At 63.1% G+C, this 18,000-nt stretch carries 13 protein-coding genes and 1 pseudogene; 5 read left to right on the forward strand and 9 right to left on the reverse strand.

Going from position 1 to position 18,000, the window contains the following annotated elements:
- From AC1DW2_RS30725 to AC1DW2_RS30735, 3 genes and pseudogenes are all read right to left on the reverse strand, one after another.
- Window positions 1-341, reverse strand: a pseudogene (locus tag AC1DW2_RS30725) (L,D-transpeptidase family protein); the annotation flags it as partial.
- Window positions 342-691: 350 nt separating this feature from the next.
- A complete protein-coding gene (locus tag AC1DW2_RS30730; protein WP_135215738.1) occupies window positions 692-1,540 on the reverse strand; it encodes an SDR family NAD(P)-dependent oxidoreductase in 849 nt (282 codons plus the stop codon).
- Between the two features lie 440 nt (window positions 1,541-1,980).
- Window positions 1,981-2,307, reverse strand: coding sequence for a BA14K family protein (locus AC1DW2_RS30735; RefSeq protein WP_014494689.1), 327 nt, complete (start codon window positions 2,305-2,307; stop codon window positions 1,981-1,983).
- A gap of 1,443 nt (window positions 2,308-3,750) precedes the next feature.
- Between AC1DW2_RS30735 and AC1DW2_RS30740 the strand changes: the two genes are divergently transcribed.
- The 3 genes from AC1DW2_RS30740 (at window position 3,751) to AC1DW2_RS30750 (ending at window position 7,502) form a co-directional block, all read left to right on the forward strand.
- Entirely contained in the window at window positions 3,751-4,479 is a 729-nt protein-coding gene (locus AC1DW2_RS30740) for a gluconate 2-dehydrogenase subunit 3 family protein (RefSeq protein WP_354096602.1), read from the forward strand.
- A 1-nt stretch (window position 4,480) separates the two neighbouring features.
- Complete coding sequence (locus AC1DW2_RS30745) at window positions 4,481-6,259, forward strand: GMC family oxidoreductase (RefSeq protein ID WP_354096577.1); 1,779 nt, start codon at window positions 4,481-4,483, stop codon at window positions 6,257-6,259.
- An 82-nt stretch (window positions 6,260-6,341) separates the two neighbouring features.
- Window positions 6,342-7,502 carry a c-type cytochrome gene (locus AC1DW2_RS30750; protein WP_354096578.1) on the forward strand — a complete coding sequence of 387 codons (1,161 nt, stop codon included), beginning with the start codon at window positions 6,342-6,344 and terminating at the stop codon, window positions 7,500-7,502.
- Between the two features lie 94 nt (window positions 7,503-7,596).
- On the opposite strand, the gene rpmG is transcribed toward AC1DW2_RS30750, so the two are convergent.
- Both rpmG and AC1DW2_RS30760 read right to left on the reverse strand, forming a co-directional pair.
- Window positions 7,597-7,764 carry a 50S ribosomal protein L33 gene (gene rpmG / locus AC1DW2_RS30755; protein WP_007603295.1) on the reverse strand — a complete coding sequence of 56 codons (168 nt, stop codon included), beginning with the start codon at window positions 7,762-7,764 and terminating at the stop codon, window positions 7,597-7,599.
- Between the two features lie 207 nt (window positions 7,765-7,971).
- The gene (locus AC1DW2_RS30760) at window positions 7,972-9,297 is read right to left on the reverse strand and encodes an LLM class flavin-dependent oxidoreductase (protein WP_354096579.1); all 1,326 of its coding nucleotides are present in this window, start codon (window positions 9,295-9,297) and stop codon (window positions 7,972-7,974) included.
- Window positions 9,298-9,519: 222 nt separating this feature from the next.
- Here AC1DW2_RS30760 and AC1DW2_RS30765 point away from each other — a divergent pair, with 222 nt between their 5' ends.
- Complete coding sequence (locus tag AC1DW2_RS30765) at window positions 9,520-10,062, forward strand: hypothetical protein (protein ID WP_354096580.1); 543 nt, start codon at window positions 9,520-9,522, stop codon at window positions 10,060-10,062.
- 76 nt (window positions 10,063-10,138) lie between these two features.
- Entirely contained in the window at window positions 10,139-11,497 is a 1,359-nt protein-coding gene (locus AC1DW2_RS30770; RefSeq protein ID WP_354096581.1) for a metallophosphoesterase family protein, read from the forward strand.
- A gap of 27 nt (window positions 11,498-11,524) precedes the next feature.
- Here the strand turns inward: AC1DW2_RS30770 and AC1DW2_RS30775 are convergent, their stop codons facing one another.
- Genes AC1DW2_RS30775 through topA form a run of 4 tightly spaced genes read right to left on the reverse strand, consistent with a single transcriptional unit; the run spans window position 11,525 to window position 17,862 of the window.
- Entirely contained in the window at window positions 11,525-12,274 is a 750-nt protein-coding gene (locus AC1DW2_RS30775; RefSeq protein WP_354096582.1) for an NUDIX hydrolase, read from the reverse strand.
- A gap of 32 nt (window positions 12,275-12,306) precedes the next feature.
- The gene (locus AC1DW2_RS30780; RefSeq protein WP_014494700.1) at window positions 12,307-12,747 is read right to left on the reverse strand and encodes a DUF983 domain-containing protein; all 441 of its coding nucleotides are present in this window, start codon (window positions 12,745-12,747) and stop codon (window positions 12,307-12,309) included.
- Window positions 12,741-15,098, reverse strand: coding sequence for a ribonuclease R (rnr, locus tag AC1DW2_RS30785; protein ID WP_354096583.1), 2,358 nt, complete (start codon window positions 15,096-15,098; stop codon window positions 12,741-12,743). Before rnr ends, AC1DW2_RS30780 begins: the two co-directional genes overlap by 7 nt.
- Before the next feature lie 19 nt (window positions 15,099-15,117).
- Window positions 15,118-17,862 (reverse strand): type I DNA topoisomerase, encoded by a 2,745-nt coding sequence (topA, locus tag AC1DW2_RS30790; RefSeq protein WP_354096584.1) that lies wholly within the window; start codon window positions 17,860-17,862, stop codon window positions 15,118-15,120.
- Window positions 17,863-18,000: the final 138 nt, after the last annotated feature.

The raw sequence follows: 18,000 nt of genomic DNA on the forward strand, positions 1-18,000 counted from the left end.
GTATAGAACCCCTCTGGAGCCTGACGGTCACCCTCCTTCAGTTTCGGCCCGAGATCCCCCGACCACCGACAGATCGGGTACACCTTGAGGATTTTGAAGAGGCCGGTGGTGTCCTGTTTCCAGACTTCGAGCTCCGCCTCTTGCTTGAAGACGCGCACAAGGATAGGCGAGTATTTTGGCATCTTCTTTTGTCGGAGCAGCGAGAGCAACTCGGGTGGTAGCTCCTTTGTAGCCTTGGCCGGCAAGCGGTTGCTGTTTTCACCAAGGCAGGTGGCCGGCGACAACGCCGCGAAAAAAGCTGCAGTCAGCACAAGCGCACGGAGTGCCGTGGCGCCGATCACGACCTTACCTCGGGCGTGGAATCTGCTCATTTGGGTAGCGTGTAGTCAGTGGGTTCGTAAGGCAAGCCCAGATGGACGCAGTCACCGGAGAAGTTCGAGCTTATCGTTGGCCTTGGGGATGCCAAGACGCTCGGTCTCGTCGTCCGCTTCTGGCCCATCAGCGAAGTGGCGACACCTTTCATTGAGGTCCGCCTGGTGAGGTAGAGCGGACTGACTTTGCTCACTCTGAGTTCTTCGCATTTTGATCCAACTGAGACATTGGCGGTCCACTGCGCAACGGCTTTGAAGCCGGTTTCAGCCCTATCCGAATATTCGTGTTAGCCGCTAAGGCTGGTGGAAGGGCTGCGCGCTCAACGTTTCGGGGTGCGCCCGCGGATGTGGTCAAAGCCTTGCTTGATTGCGGCGAAGCGCGCTTCGATCATCGGCTCAAATTCGAGGTCGGTGAAGATATATGGCAAGTCCTTTTCGACGCCTTCGCGGACGAGTTCGCCGACATAGTTGGGTTCTATGCCCTGAGAGATGCGTTCCCGGAGCATATTGATCCACTCGGCACGTGGGCCCGAAGTCGGCAAGGGAGGAAGCGCCCCCTCGAAGCGTTTGGGGAGATTGCGTCTCGAGTCCATGATTTGAGTGCGGATGATCCCTGGACACAGCACCGATACGCCAATCCCTCGGGGCGCGAGTTCACGCCGCAGGCCCTCGGACAGCGCGACAACGCCATACTTGGAGACGTTGTATGCGTTGCTCTCTCCTGAAATGAGGCCAGCGATCGAGGCTGTGGAGACGATGTGTCCACCCTCGCCATGCTGCTCGATCAACGGCCCGAAAATCTCGATCCCCCAAATGGTCGCCATCAGGTTGACGCCCAAGGTCCAGTTCCACGACGCCTCGGTCCAGGCGCCATAAGGCCCACCGCCGCCGACGCCCGCGTTGTTGACGAGGATATGCACCTTGCCATAGCGAGCAGTCGTGGCTTCGGCGGCCGCCGCGAGTTCGGCTTTGAGTGAAACGTCCGCTTTCACGCCGTCGACATCGACGTTGGTGAGCCTCAGTTGCTCGAGCGCTGCGGACAGAGCCGCTTCTTCAATGTCGCAAAGCATGACCTTCGCCCCCGCTTGGGCGAAGGCGGTCGCGATCCCCAGTCCAATGCCTGACGCTGCACCGGTCACGAACACAGTCTTTCCAGCGAGTTCCTTCACGCGCGTTCTCCCCGTGCAAGCGGATACCCTCGCGCCAAAACGCCAAGTGTACCCGGACGCCATATGACCGCGTTTTCGAGGGATTGGGAAGCGTGCCGGATGTCCGTTCGTGGCCCATCATTGACATGGGCAACCAGGTATCAACGTCGTCTTCCATGCGCATAGCGGACGCGACAAGTCAGGAGCACACATCTGCTTCTGCGCTCGTGCCTTGGAGGCAACGCGGCGCTTCGGGGCGCGCTGTCACGAGCGTCGGCACCCGAGGTGTCTCCTCCGGCAGAACGATGAGCATGAAGACCCGAGGAGAATCACGCGTTGGCCGTGACGCGTAAGGTGTCATGGAAAGTTCGAGACGCCATCTCGACGGCGCCTCGAATCCAACCGGGTCATCTGGCCATCCGTTCGGACGTCCACGTGATCCGGTGACTTGCGGCTTTGCATTACCTGCAGATATGGCGGTTGCCGTCCCACCCGAGGTAGGTGCCCGTTGCCGGATCGTAGGATCGATAACGCTCCGCGCAGGAACGTGAAGCAGTGCCGTCTGCGCGAGCCATGGCGCTGTCCGCGCCTTGCGCAGGAGCTGCGCCATCCGGCAACTCGAGGCCCAGCCGACCGGCCGGCGTCAGCGTGCCGTTCAGGTTGCGATTGGGGTTCTCAGCCTCGTACGTATCAGGATGGCTGCTCGCAAAGCCGGATTGCGCGTAGGCGGCGCTTGCGGTCAGGCCCGACAACAAAGCCACGGCAGCGAGAATTTTAAGTCCAGTCATGATCCATCTCCATCATTGCCCGGTGCAATCGTGCTGCCGGTGCGAGAGGAGTTGGATCGACATCTGCGCTGAACAAGCGCGCTTGATCGCATACCCGCGACCTGACGCGGTCTCGTCGTTCAAATGCAGAAAGAATCGTTTGCTTGTGGAACGCAAAAGAATGGGCCACCGCCGCCAGCAGCGCGCCTGTCTTTGCTCTCGTGCCCCGGACACAGCGCAGCGTCACCTCGACGGTGCGCTTGCGCGCGACCGGCGGGCGACGCTGGGGCTAGCAGCGGCCAGCGCTGGCCGACATCGGGTCCAGGTTCAACTGAAACAGAAAGCCAGCGGGCGGTATGGACTAGCGACGTCCTGATCGCTTGAGTTCGGCGACCTTAAACCTGTTGCCGGCGGCCAGGCTGCTGCAAAACCAGTGGGCCTTGTTTCGGTTTTCGCCCAGGAACACCTTGGTTTCAACGCAATCCAGGTAGGATTTATGGGTGATGGTGTCTCGGCACGTTGGCGAGAAAGGTCCATAGTCCGTACCGCCGCCCGACTCGCTGCATCCGACCCAGGGATCTTTGCCGCTTGGGAAGCTTGATGCACAGCCACCGTTGCAGCTCCTGGCGACTTTCTCCAGGCTGGCAAGCCTCCCCATCACCGAGCCCGGCGCATACGAAGGCGTGCTCGCGGTTGACGTTCGAGCGGTTGACGCAGTCCGACGCGGCGCCGTTGTGTTTGCTCCCCGCTCCGACACGCGCGGCTTTGCCACCTGTTTCGGCGCGTCGACCGTGACAGGGGGAATCGTGGCGGCGGAGCCAGTCGGGATTTGCGACGCTGCCGGGGCGCACAGCAAGGCAGTTGATAAGACAGCGACGGCTGAGGGCACGACAAAGCTTGACGAGAATTTCATGAGCATGTCCTTCCCAAATTCGGGACGGAGATACCGCCCCGGTAAATGCACGGTAACATACATTTCGGATTGGGCAACCGAGGGTTGAGGTGGCATCTGCCTATAAACTCGCCATCCACACAAAGCGTGGCCCTCGGCGGAACGGCTCTGGATTGCTCCGTCGCAAGAACTCCCCGCAACGACGGCGTGGAGAAAGAGCAGCGCGTCAACTTCGGTCTCGTGCCCCGGACGCAGCGCAGCAACGTTGCGCACTGCAGCGCGTCCGGGACACAGGAGACTTGCCGCGAGATTCCGCTGCCTGCTCGCAGCAATCGGCTCCGTGTTTTTTTGGAAACGCGCCGGCTTCGTGAAATACGCGATCAATTTGCGATCGTACAACGAGAAGCCGCGCGTTGAGAGTCGGTGAGGTGTTCACGGGCAATTGTTGTCGATCATGACCGATAGATGCAGGTCGTGAGCGACGTGGAGGCGTTTCACTCCTCCGAAAGCTCATCGAAGTTCCAGCGCGGTGGACCGACGAGGAAGAAAAAATGAAACAGGGGACGCCCACAATGATCGGCCTGCGACGCAGGGAATTTCTTGCTGGGACGGCCCTGCTGCTGTTCAGCGCGACGACCGTCAAAGCCGCCACAATCGCAGGGAGGTTGCCCTGGGCTCCAAATGCGGGAAATCCGCCGCCGCCAATCAAGCTTGGGCCGTGGGAGTTCTTCAACGGCGAAGAAGGCAGAGCCATGGAGGCACTCGTTGATTGCATCATCCCGCCGGATCCGGAGACGCCGGGCGGCAAGGATGCCGGCTGCGCCGTGTTCATCGACCGGCAGCTGGCTGGGCCTTACGGCCGGCAGGAGGGATTGTATGTGCGCCCACCGTTTCAGGCCGGCCTGAAGAATCAGGGCCATCAGTCGGCGAACGGTCCGGCACAGGATTATCGGGACGGTCTCGCTGCATTCGATCGTGCGTGCAAGCAGCACAGTGGTGGAAAGCCCTTCGCCGAGCTCTTCGGCGACGACAGGATCGCGCTTCTGAAGGCGGTCGACAAGGGCGAGCTCAAGCTCGACGGCGTCGACGGCAAGGCGTTCTTCACGCAACTCGTCAAGGACGCCCAGATGGGATTTTTCGCGGACCCGATCTATGGCGGGAACCGCGACATGGTCGCGTGGAAGATGATCGGCTATCCGGGCGCGCGCTACAACTATCTCGATTGGGTGAACCGCCACAACGAGCGCTTTCCGCTGCCGCCGGTTGGCATGACCGGCAACGCGCAATGGACGAGGTCGTAGCATGTCCCGAAGGCTTCCCAGGAAAGACGTCGTCATCGTCGGTTTCGGCTGGACCGGCGCGATCATGGCTAATGAGCTGACCGACGAGGGGCTCGAGGTCATCGCTTTCGAGCGCGGTCCATGGCGCGACGCGCCGACGGATTTTCCGCCGGGCTACATGCAGGACGAACTTCGTTATCGCATCCGGCACGAGCTGTTCCTGCGTCCGGACCAGCTGACGTTCACGTTCCGCAACAAGATGGACCAGACGGCGCTGCCGATCCGGAGCTGGGGCGCGTTCATGCCGCCGAACGGCGTCGGCGGCGGGGGCGTGCACTGGAATGCCGAAATGTGGCGGTTTCTCCCGTCGGATTTCGTGCTGAAGACACATCTGACCGAACGCTATGGCGCGGCGTTCCTGCCCCTGGATATGACGATCCAGGATTGGGGCGTGACCTATGACGAGCTCGAGCCGCATTACGATCGCTTTGAATATCTGTGCGGTACGTCGGGGACGGCCGGAAATCTGAGCGGCAAGATCATGGACGGCGGCAATCCGTTCGAAGGGCCGCGGTCCCGTCCTTATCCGACCCCGGCGCAGGCCCAGCCGTTCAGCCATACGCTGTTCGGGAAAGCCGCGCGCGAGCTCGGCTACAAGCCGTTCCCGCAGCCTTCGGGCAATCTCTCGCAAGCCTATACGAACCCGCTGGGCATGCGCCTTGGCCCCTGCACCTATTGTGGCTTCTGCGAGTGGTTTGGCTGCGGCAATTATTCCAAGGCCAGCCCGCAAACAACCATCCTGCCGCATCTCATTCGAAAATCGAACTTCAGCCTCCGCGACAATTCAGAGGTTGTTAGGATCAATGTCGATCGTTCAGGCAAGCGCGCTACCGGCGTGACATTCGTGGACTCGAGCGGCGAAGAATGGGAGCAGCAGGCCGACCTCGTGATCCTGTCGGCTTACACGATGTTCAACGTGCAGCTTCTTCTGCATTCGCAAATCGGGCAGCCCTACGACCCCGTCACCAACACTGGGGTCGTCGGCCGCAACTACACCCACCAGACGATCTCGTCGGTCAATGGCTTCTTCGACAACAAGAAGTTCAACTTCAACCCGTTCATCGCATCGGGTTCGATCGGGATGTGTATCGACGAGTTCAACGGCGACAATTTCGATCACGGGCCGCATGGTTTCGTCGGCGGCGGCTATGTCGGCCAGGTGCAGACAGGTGCTCGTCCGATCGAAAGCACCCTGGTGCCGCCGGGAACGCCGGCATGGGGCGCCGACTGGAAGAAGGCGGTGAAGGACAATTATCTCAGCACGGTCAAGCCCGGCACTGGTGTGCATGGCAGCTTCTACGCCTACCGCGACATCTACCTGGATCTCGACCCCGCCTATAAGGACCGGTTCGGGCGTCCGCTGATGCGGATCACGATGGATCTCAAGGAGAACGAGATCAAGCAGAATAAGTTTCTCACCGACAAGTTCGCCGAGATCATCAAGGCGATGGGCGCTGAAAAGCTCGCCGTGCAGTATCGGACCGCGCCATACGACATAACGACCTACCAGACGACGCATCTCAACGGCGGTGCGATCATGGGGGCCGATCCCAAGACAAGCGTCCTCAACAAATACCTGCAGAGCTGGGATGTCCCGAATCTGTTCGTGATGGGGGCAAGCGCCTTTCCGCAGAACGCCGGCTACAACCCGACGCTCACGGTCGGCGCGCTCGCTTATTGGTCGGCGGCCGCGATCCGGAACCAGTACCTCAAGAATCCCGGAAGGCTGGTCGATGCGTAGGATTCCGCGCGTATGCACGCTCGTTTGCGCAGTGCTCGCTTCGGCGTCGCTGGCTGGCCGCGCGCATGCCGGCTCCGCAAACATGCAAGAGTTCACCCAGATCGAACGCGGGCGCTATCTGTCGATCCTGTCGGACTGTGCCGGCTGCCATACCGTTCCCGGCGGCAAGCCGTTTTCGGGTGGGCGGCCGATCGAAACGCCGTTCGGCAACATCATATCGCCCAATGTCACGCCCGATCTGGAAACGGGCATTGGAGCCTGGAGCGACGATCAATTCGATGCCGCGGTGAGAAAGGGTATCGGACGAACCGGCGCGCATCTCTATCCGGCCATGCCTTACAATGCGTACACTCGGATGTCGCGTGACGATGTGATGGCAATCCGGGCCTATCTGACTTCGCTGGAGCCGGTCCGAAATTCGCGCAACGCGGATACGCTTCCGTTTCCATTCAATATCCGCTCAACGATGATCGTGTGGAACGCGCTCTACTTCACGGCAGGTGAATACAAGCCGGAACCGACCAAATCCGCCGAATGGAATCGCGGCAAGTTCATCGTCGACGGGCCGGCGCATTGCGGAGCCTGCCATACGCCGAAGACGCTGCTCGGAGGCGATCGAACCGATCAATATCTGCAGGGAGCAAATCTCCAGGGCTGGTCGGCGCCTGACATCACCAACAACCGGCGGACAGGACTGGGCAGTTGGACGGCAGACGATGTCGCGCTCTACCTCAAGACGGGGCACAATCGCGCTACCGCTGCGACAGGGCCGATGGCGGAGGCCGTCGAGCTGTCGACGTCCAGGATGAAGGATGAGGATACGAAGGCTATTGCGACGTATCTGAAATCATTGCCGGGCAACAAGGATGAGGCGAGGCTTGCCCCGGTGGGTGCGAACGTGATGGCGGCCGGAGGCGCGATCTACCGAGACCAATGTTCCGCCTGCCACGGGATCGAAGGCAAGGGCGTTCCACACCTGTTTCCCGCCCTCGCAGAGTCTACGATGGTGCAATCAAATGATCCCACAACGGCAATCCGAATGGTGCTCCGTGGTGCGCGAAGCGTCGGCACCAAGGCCGAGCCGACGGCACCCGGCATGCCGTCCTACGGCTGGCAGCTCGATGATCGCCAGGTCGCGGCGGTGCTCAGCTTTGTCAGAAATAGCTGGGGTGGTGCCGCTGCCCCGATCGATGCAGCCGAAGTGACGCGTGTTCGGTCCGACACCGCTTTACGCAACGACTGAGCCGGCCGTCCGAGACGTGAGCCGCAAAATAAAAACGGGGCCGTGAGGCCCCGTCAAAAGTCCGTAGCTTATTCCGCGATCTTACTTGATCTTCTTACTTGATCTTGGCTTCGCGGAATTCGACGTGCTTGCGCGCGACCGGATCGTACTTCTTCTTGACCAGCTTGTCGGTCATGGTGCGCGAATTCTTCTTGGCGACGTAGTAGAAGCCGGTGTCAGCCGAGGACACGAGCTTGACCTTGATGGTGACCGCTTTGGCCATGTTCAGAACCTCAGGAATGAAGGGAATCTGGAGCCGGCCAAACGGCCCGCGTTGGCCGGCAACCTAGCCAGAAACCGCCTGATGTCAAGGTTTCGAAGCGTTTTCGAGCGAAGTGGGCACCGGTTCGCGTCAAGAAAACGCGTCAAAAACAACAACCTAGAGCCCCGAACGGGGCTCTAGGGCGGAAAACCACCCAAAACGGTCCCATTACGCCTCGAAGAACCGGTTTTTCGGCCGCGGCAGGCCCAGATTCTCCCTCAAAGTGGCCCCTTCATACTCTTTGCGGAAAATCCCGCGACGCTGCAGCTCCGGCACCACCTTGTCGACGAAATCGTCGAGGCCGGCGGGCAGGAACGGGAACATGATGTTGAAGCCGTCGGAGCCGCGCCCGACCAGCCATTCCTCCATCTGGTCGGCGATGGTCTTGGCGGTGCCGACGAAGGACAGCCCGCCATAGCCGCCGACGCGCTGGGCGAGCTGGCGCACCGTGAGCTTGTCGCGCCTGGCGAGGTCGACCATGCGCTGGCGGCCGCTCTTGCTGGCGTTGGTCTCCGGAATCTCCGGCAGTTGCCCGTCCGGATCGAAGCCCGAGGCGTCCGTGCCGAGGATGACCGAGAGCGAGGCGATGGCGCTGTCGTAATGCACGCGGCTGTCGAGCAGCGCGCGCTTCTCCTTGGCCTCATCGACGCTGTCGCCGACCACGACGAAGGCGCCGGGAAGAATCTTGAGATGTTCGGGATCGCGGCCGATCTTCTCCATGCGGCCCTTGATGTCGGCATAGAGTTTTTGGCCGTCGGTGAGGGGGCCGCCGCCGGTGAACACGGCTTCCGCCGTCTCTGCCGCAAGCTGCCTGCCGTCCTCCGATGCGCCGGCCTGCACGATCACCGGCCAGCCCTGCACGGGCCGCGCGATGTTGAGGGGGCCGCGCACCTTCAGATATTTGCCGTTGTGGTCGAGCACGTGCATCTTCGCGGGATCGACGAACACGCCGCTTTCGACGTCGCGCACGAAGGCGTCGTCGGCGAAGGAATCCCAGAGGCCGGTGACGACGTCGTAGAACTCGCGGGCGCGCTTGTAGCGCTCGGCATGCTCCATGTGGTCGTCGAGGCCGAAATTCAGCGCCGCGTCCGGATTCGAGGTGGTGACGATGTTCCAGCCCGCGCGCCCGCCGCTGAGATGGTCGAGCGAGGCGAAGCGGCGCGCCACGTGGTAGGGCTCGTCAAACGTCGTCGAGCCCGTCGCGATCAGGCCGATGCGCTCGGTGACGGCGGACAGCGCCGACAGCAGCGTGAACGGCTCGAACGAGGTCACGGTGTGGCTGCGCTTGAGTGCATTGACGGGCATGTTCAGCACGGCGAGGTGATCGGCCATGAAGAAGGCGTCGAACTTGCCGGCCTCGAGCTTCTGGATCAGCGTCTTGATATGGCCGAAGTTGAAATTTGCGTCCGGCCAAGCCCCGGGATAGCGCCAGGCGCCGGTGTGGATGCTGATCGGGCGCATGAACGCGCCAAGCTTGAGTTGCCGTTGTGCCATCGCCCCGTATCCGTTCTGGGTGTCGTTAGGGAAGACATAGGTGCGCGCGGGAACTCCGCCATTGGGGGAGGCGGGAAGATTTTTTCGTTTTTCGCGACACGCTCAGCATGTTTCCGTCATTCCGGGCTCGCCGCTCCGCGGCGCCCCGGAATGACAAGGGGAAGCCATCGAACCAATCCCGCGCTCGCCCCGACCAAGCCAGGACCCGTGAGGAGACCTTCAATGGCAGGCGCAATGACCGTGGACGGCGGCACCGTTCGCATCGACCGGCCCATGCCCTGGGTCGGCCGCCTGCTGTCGCTGCCGCTGCTGGCCGCGAGCGGTTATCTCTTGTGGAATGTCGGCCTCGGCCTGCGCCAGGATTTTTCCGGCTTCGGCCGGCTCGCCGATGATCTCGTGCCGGTACTGGTGTTCACGGGGTTGGGACTGCTCGTCGGCATCCCCGGAATGATCCTGCTGACGTACCGCACTTTCGTCGTGCTCAACGAGACGCTGCGCCAGATCGTCATCACCAGGCAGTTCGGCCCGCTCAATATTCGCAAGCACCGCGATCTCGCCGACTATCACTTCGTCAGCATCACCGATGACTATGATGCGGATCTGACGACCTACGACGTCAATCTCTGCGGCAACAGGGGCACCGAGCCGATCACGCTTCAGAGCTTCACCAGGCGCGAGGAGGCGGACAAGCTCGCAAGCGAGATCTGCCGCGTCCTGAAATTGCCGGCGCGCGACTATGTCGGCACCGAGCCTGATGATTCCTGATTAGGTCCAGCCACGGCCTGTTGCTACCCGTTGCGGAAATTGCCATCCTCGCGGCCGAACACCGCAATGGAAGGCCATGACCTCAGCGAATAATTCCATTCCCGCGATTCTACCGCGCGGCAAGGGCCATCAATTCCTGTTGTATGGCGACTCCTGTTCGGGCGTGCCGGGCGGATTGCATGAAAAGACCTTCGCCTCGGTCAACGCGGTCGTTCGACGCCTGAGACCGCAGCCTGAATTCATTCTCTTTCCGGGCGATGAAATCATTGGACTAACGCCGGATCCGGACGCGCTCCGCGCGCAGTGGCGCTATTGGCTGGATACGGAAATGGCATGGCTCGACCGTGCGGCCATTCCGATGTGGCACACAACCGGCAATCACACGACCTATGATTTGATGAGCGAGGCGGCGTTTCGCGCCGTGCTCGCGCTGCCGAAGAATGGGCCGCCGGGACAGGCGGGTCTCTCCTACTTCGTGCGGCGCGGCGACCTCCTGATGGTGTTCGTCAACACGCTCTGGAGCGGCCTTGGAGGTGAGGGCCATGTCGAGCTCGCGTGGCTCGAAACAACGCTCAGAGAGCATGGCGATGCCCGACACAAGCTCGTCCTTGGCCATCATCCGGTGTTTCCGATCAACGGCTTTACGGGGACGTATCAGCGCGAGATCGGCCACGAATATGCTCGCCCGTTCTGGGACATCCTGGTGAACGAAAACGTGCTTGCCTATCTGTGCAGCCACATCCTCGCCTTCGACGTGCAGGCGCATCGCGGTGTCCTGCAGATCTGCACTGCGGGCGCGGGAACGGCTCACAGGATGCCGGAAGGCGTCGAGTATCTGCATTGCGTTCAAGCCGCGCTTGACGAGGAAGGCCTGCGTTATCAGGTGCTCGATACCGACGGCGTTGTCAGGGAGAGGATGGAATGGCCGCTGTCGGATCCTGATCCCGCCCTGTGGAGGGAGCTGCCGCTCGGGGAAGCCGAAGCGCCGTTCAGCGGATGCGTGGAGAGCGGGCGGCGGATCGAGCTGAGGCTTGTGGGGCAAAGTGCTGCGACCGATGTCGCAGCGGTCCAGACGATTTTCACGGCTTTCGCGCCGGGTTCGATCGCGCCGTTCTGGCTTGGGCTTCGGGGACCGAGGCAAACCCTGACAGCGATCGTTGCTCGTGAGCCGGGGCGAAGCCCAACCTATTGGTTTGGACCTGATCTTCCGGCGGGCGAGGGTTTCGATATTCACGTCGCGATCTACCCGGACATGGGTCCGGGCGGTCTCTTGTACCGCCGTCACGATTCCACGCGCTGGTCGTCTTTCACCTCTGCGACGGCGCGAGGGCTGGATCAGCTGGCGTGGCCGCAGCAATGGGCGATCGGTCACGGACAAGGTGGCAGCGAAGACCGCGCCTTCAGAGGTGCCGCGCTGAGTTTGCTGATCGCGTGAACGAGCCTGGAGAGTTCGGCGGCTGGATCAGCCCAAGATATCCTTCTGCATCTTGCCGCCGTAGAAATGGAAGAACGGCACCGGCGCATCGTGGCGGAGCGGGCCGGTGGCAAGGCGGGTGTCGAGCTCGTTGAGCACGTTGCGTGTCATCGGATGCAGATCGGCGAGCGGCTTTGAGCCGAGCTCGACCCAGACCAGCTCGACCAGCTCGGCATCCGCATGGATCACTCCCTCGACGCGGTGGGTGATCGCGGAGGCATCCGCGGTGAAGAAGCGGGTATCGAACCGCTTGACGCGGCCGGGCGGGGTGATCGCGCGTGCGATCAGGAACAGGCTGGAGGGATCGGGCAGCAGGCCCGCATCCGCGAACGGCTTCCAGGCGCCTTCGAGTTTCGCTTTCCCCTCGGCCTTGCGTCCGAGGCAGAGGCCGGTCTCTTCGCAGGCCTCGCGGATTGCGGCAATCGCCAGCGACTTTGCGCGCGAGGCCGGAGTCTTCGGGCTGCCCTTGGCGAGATTGGCTTCCAGCTCGGCGGTGATGGGTGCTGCACACGGCACGCGGTAATCGTCCTTGTCGACACGACCGCCGGGGAAGACGAACTTTCCGGGCATGAACACCACCTTGTCGTGGCGCTTGCCGACCAGGACTTTTGGAATGCTGCCGCTGCGATCGACCAGGATCAGCGTCGCCGCATCGCGGGGGCGGAAATAGGGATGGTGGTCGGCTTCCTTGCCCTCGTGGATCTTGGCCTTCTCGGCTCCCTGCGACGTATCCGTCATGTCCTCACCCAAACCGCTTTTTGATTATTTGCTTAGACCGGCGGAATACCATCCGGAGGGTTGTCGTCAAAGCCGTGCATGCGCAGAGCCCATTGCAAGCCGACCACAGCTCCCTTGACCGGCTGGAGCAGCGCGAGCGAGGCGACGAAGGTGAAGGGCAGATAGGCCGCGAAGCTGAGCCAGACCGGCGTGGTGTAGTTGGTCTCGATCCAGAGGATCGTGGGCACCACGATGTGGCCGACGATGACGATCACGAGATAGGCCGGCAGATCGTCGGCGCGATGCGGCGTGAAATCGAGGCCGCAGACCGCGCAATTGTCCGCGGTTTTGAGAAAGGCACGGAACAACTTGCCCTCGCCGCAGCGCGGGCAGCGGCTGCGAAAGCCGCGCTTCATGGCCGTCCAGACGTCGCGCTTCTCGACGAGGCCGGTCTCGCGCGTCCAGATCTTTGGGGCCGTGCTCGTCGTCACCATGCCTTGCCCTTCTGACCCCCGCCTTTTCCTTTGTTCTTGCCCTTGCCCTTCTTGGGTTTGCCGGACTTTTGCTTCGGCGGCTTGCGTTTTTTATCCGGACTGCGTCCAGGATGCGCCTTGAACGAGGGGCGGCGTTGCGGACCGGATGGCCTGCGGCCGCGCGGCGCGGTCTCGCCGGTCGACGACAGCAGCTCGAAGCGCAGCGCGCCTGCGATGGGAGCTGCTTCTATCAGACGGACGTCAACGACGTCACCCAGCTGATGCATGGTGCCGCTGCGCGTGCCGACGAGCGCGTGTCGGCTCTCGTCATAGTTGAAATATTCCGTGCCGAGGGATCGGATCGGGATCAGGCCGTCGGCGCCGGTCTCGGCGAGCTTGACGAACAGGCCGGCGCGCGTGACGCCGGAGACGCGGCCCTGGAAGCTTGCGCCGATGCGGTCGGCGAGGTGATGGGCGATCAGCCGGTCGACGGTCTCGCGCTCCGCCTTCATCGCGCGCCGCTCGGTCACCGAGATATGGGCTGCGACCTCACCGAGGCTTTCCGGCGTCTCGCTGTCGGGCAGTGCGCCTTCGCCGAGGCCGAGCGCGCGGACCAGCGCGCGGTGCACGACGAGGTCGGCATAGCGGCGGATCGGCGAGGTGAAATGCGCGTAGCGGCGCAAATTCAGGCCGAAATGACCGTAATTCTCGGAGGAGTATTCGGCCTGTGCCTGCGCGCGCAGCACGACCTCGCTCACCAGCGGGAAGTGGTCGTGGCCTTCGAGCTGCGCCAGCACGCGGTTGAACAAAGCCGGGCGCAGCGCGCCGCCTTTCGCGAAGGGAACGTCCAGCGTCTCCAGAAACTCCGCGAGTGCGTGGACCTTCTCCAGCGTCGGCTCGTCATGCACGCGGTAGATCAGCGGGAGCGACTTCTTCTCCAGCATCTCGGCCGCCGCGACGTTGGCGAGGATCATGAACTCCTCGATCAGCTTGTGCGCATCGAGACGTTCAGGCACGACGACGCGATCGACCGTGCCGTCGCTCTTCAAGAGGATCTTGCGCTCGGGCAGATCGAGATTGAGCGGATCGCGTTCGTCGCGGGCGCGCTTGGCGCAGGCATAGGCGGCATAGAGCGGCCTCAGGATCGGATCGAGCAGGGGTCCGGTGGTGTCGTCGGGCCGGCCGTCGATCGCGGCCTGCGCCTGCGCATAGTTCAGCTTCGCCGCCGAGCGCATCAGGATGCGGTGGAAGCTGTGCGAGCGCTTGCGCCCGTCGGGGCCGAGCACCATCCGCACCGCGAGCGCGCCGCGCGGCTCGCCCGGCACCAGCGAGCAGAGATTGTTGGAGATGCGCTCGGGCAGCATCGGCACAACGCGGTCCGGGAAATACACCGAGTTGCCGCGATCGAGCGCGTCGCGGTCGAGCGCGGTGCCCGGCCGCACGTAGAAGCTCACATCGGCAATGGCGACATCGACGATGAAGCCGCCTCTGTTGTTCGGATCAGGATCGGGCTGCGCATGCACCGCGTCGTCGTGATCCTTCGCATCCGGCGGGTCGATGGTGACGAGCGGCACGTCGCGCCAGTCTTCACGTCCCTTCAGATTGGCCGGCTCTGCCGCTTCGGCTTCACGCTCTGCCGCGGGCCGGAACTGCAGGGGGATGTCGTGCGCGTAGATCGCGATCAGGCTGATTGCCTTCTCCGACTTGACCGAGCCGAGCTTCTCCTTGACCCGGCCTGATGCCAGCCCAAAGCTGCGCGAGCGGATGATGTCGACGCTGACGAGGTCGCCGTCCCGGGCGCCGTGCGCGTCGGCTGCGGCGATGTTCAGCTCGCGGTCGGCGGACTTCTTGTCGACCGGGACCAGCCGTCCGCCGCCTTCGGGAAGCTCGCGGAACACGCCGAGGATGCGGCTCTTCGTCTTGTCGAAGACCTTGATGATGTGGCCGCGATAGGCCGGACCTTCGTTCTCGTCCGAGCGCTCGACGCGCAGCAGCGCGCGATCGCCGACACCGGCCGCGGTGCCGGGCTTTGGCCGGCGCGGCATGACGATGAGGATTTTTGGCGGTTCGCCGCTTTCGACCTCGTCCCATTCGGTGGGGGAGGCGATCAGCTCGCCGTCACTGTCGCGGCCGGTGATGTCGGCGACCAGCGTCGACGGGAGCGCGTCCGGCTCGGAAACCTTGTGGCGTTTTTTCTTGATGGTGCCGTCGTCGGCGAGCTCGCGCAGCATGCGCTTGAGCTCGATGCGATCGGCGTTCTTCAGGCCGAACTCGCGCGCAATTTCGCGGGTCCCGACCTTTCCGGGATTTGCCTTGATGAAGGCGACGATGGCGCTCCGGTCGGGAAAGCCATGGTCATTCTTGCGTTTCACTTAACCTCTAATTCTTGATCTAGGTCTTGCCGGCACTCTTCTTGGCCGGAGCCTTGGGGGCGGCGGCCTTGGTCGGCGACGTTTTTGCGGTCGACGACACGGCGGCGCGCGCCTTGCTGGTGGATTCGGATTTTGGTTTGGCCGCCTTCTTCGCGGCCGGTTTCTTCGGCTTCGGCGCGGCGTCATCGCCGTCGGCGGCCTTCGCCGCAGCCTTCTTGGCCTTGGGCGGCTTCGCCGCCTTCTTCGGCTTCTTGCCGCCGCCCTTGGCCGCGCGCTCGTCGATCAGCGCGATCGCCTGCGGCAGCGTGACGGTGTCCTTTTCGAACTCGGCCGGGATCGTCGCGTTGACGCCGCCTGCCGTGACATAGGCGCCGTAACGGCCGCTCTTCACCGTGACGGTGCCCAGCGTCGGATGATCGCCGATCGCCTTGCCGGGGTCGGCGCCGAAGCGGCGGCTCGGGCCCTTGGCGACCTTCTCCGCGATCAGCGTCACCGCGCGGTTGAGGCCGATGTCGAAGACCTCGTCGCCGCTCTCCAGGCTGGCGTAGGTCTTCTCGTGCTTCACGAACGGCCCGAAGCGGCCGAGACCTGCCGTGATCGGCTGACCGGTCTCCGGATGCTTGCCGATCTCGCGCGGCAGCGACAACAGCTTCAGCGCAAGCTCGAGCTCGACGTCGCCCGGCGAGGTGCCCTTCGGGATGCCCGCGCGCTTCGGCTTCTCGCCTTCCTCATAATCCTTCTGCTCGCCGAGCTGGATGTAGGGCCCAAAGCGGCCGGCCTTGACCCAGACATCGCGACCGGTGTCGGGGTCCTGGCCGAGCGAACGGTCGGCGGTGGTCTCGCTGTCGGCGGCGAGCTGGCGGGTGTAGCGGCATTCCGGATAGTTCGAGCAGCCGACGAAGGCGCCGAACTTGCCGGCCTTGAGATTCAGCCGGCCGTTGCCGCAACTCGGGCACTGCCTGATATCGCCGCCATCGGCGCGGGGCGGATAGATGTGCTGGCCCAGCATGTCGTCGAGCACGTCGAGCACCTGGGCGACGCGCAGATCCTTGATCTCGTCGACGGCGCCGATGAAGCCGGTCCAGAAGTCCTTCAGCACCTGCTGCCAGGAGATCTCGTTGTTGGAGATGCGGTCGAGCTGCTCCTCCAGATTGGCGGTGAAGTCGTATTCGACGTAGCGGCTGAAGAAGCTTTCGAGGAAGGCGACCACGACGCGGCCCTTGTCCTCGCCGTGCAGGCGCTTCTTCTCGAGCTTGACGTAGCCGCGGTCCTTCAGGACCTGGAGGATCGAGGCATAGGTCGAGGGACGGCCGATGCCGAGCTCTTCCATGCGCTTGACCAGCGAGGCCTCCGAGAAGCGCGGCGGCGGCTCGGTGAAATGCTGGGTGACGGCGAGCGACTGTCGCTTGAGCGCGTCGTTCGGGCTCATCGCGGGCAGGCGGCGGGAGTCCTCGTCTTCCTCGTCGTCGCGGCCTTCCTGGTAGAGCGCGAGGAAGCCGTCGAACTTGACGACCTGGCCCGTCGCCCGCAGCTCCAGCGTGCGGGAGCCTGCCTTCGCGGTGATGTCGACGGTGGTGCGCTCGAGCTCGGCCGATTCCATCTGGCTCGCGATGGTGCGCTTCCAGATCAGCTCGTAGAGTCGCGCCTGGTCGGCATCGAGCTTGCGGCTCATGCTGTCGGGGCGGCGCGACATGTCGGTCGGACGGATCGCTTCGTGCGCTTCCTGGGCGTTCTTGGCCTTGGCCTGATACTGGCGCGGGGCCTCCGGCACATAGGCGTTGCCGTAGTCCTCGCCGATCACCTTGCGCGCCTGGGTGATCGCGGACGGATCGATCTGCACGCCGTCGGTACGCATATAAGTAATGAGTCCGGTGGTCTCGCCGCCGATGTCGATGCCTTCATAAAGGCGCTGGGCGATGCGCATCGTGTGCGCCGGCGCAAAACCGTATTTGCGGCTGGCTTCCTGCTGCAGCGTCGAGGTGGTGAAGGGCGCCTGCGGATTGCGCCGGGCCGGCTTGGCATCGACCGCGGTCACGGCGTAGGCGGCCGCTTCCAGCGCCTTCTTGAAGTCTTCGGCTTCCGCACCGGTGCCGATGTCGAGACGCTGGATCTTCTTGCCGTCGGCGCCGACCAGGCGCGCCTCGAAGGCGTCGCCGCGCGGCGTCAGCAGGGTCGCGATCAACGACCAGTATTCGCGCGCGACGAACTTCTCGATCTCCAGTTCGCGGTCGCAGACCAGCCGCAGCGCCACCGACTGCACGCGGCCCGCCGAACGGGCGCCCGGCAGCTTGCGCCAGAGCACGGGGGAGAGGGTGAAGCCGACCAGATAGTCCAGCGCGCGGCGCGCCATGTAGGCGTCGACCAGCGCGCCGTCGATCTGGCGCGGATTCTTCATCGCATCCGTGACCGCCTGCTTGGTGATGGCGTTGAACACCACGCGCTCGATCTTCTGGTCCTTCAGCGCGCGCTTTTCCTTCAGCACCTCCAGAACGTGCCAGGAGATGGCCTCGCCCTCGCGATCAGGGTCGGTCGCCAGAATCAGGCGGTCGGCGTTCTTCAGGGACTTGGCGATATCGTTGAGCCGGCCGGCCGCCTTGGGGTCGACCTCCCAGATCATCTTGAAATTTGCGTCCGGATCGACGGAACCGTTCTTCGCCGGGAGGTCGCGGACATGGCCGAACGAGGCCAGAACCTCGTAGGACGAGCCCAGATACTTGTTGATCGTCTTGGCTTTCGCCGGCGACTCCACAATGACGATATTCATGTAGTTCCAGTAGCTTACGGGGAAATTACGAGCCGCTTTCGATGAGATTCGGATCGGCCGTTTCGACCCGAACATGGGTGGTGAGGCCCTCGCTGTCAAATCGAGGGGTGTTGAAAGCACCCCAAATGGGAAAAGTTT

Source organism: Bradyrhizobium sp. P3_C3 (assembly GCF_056402655.1).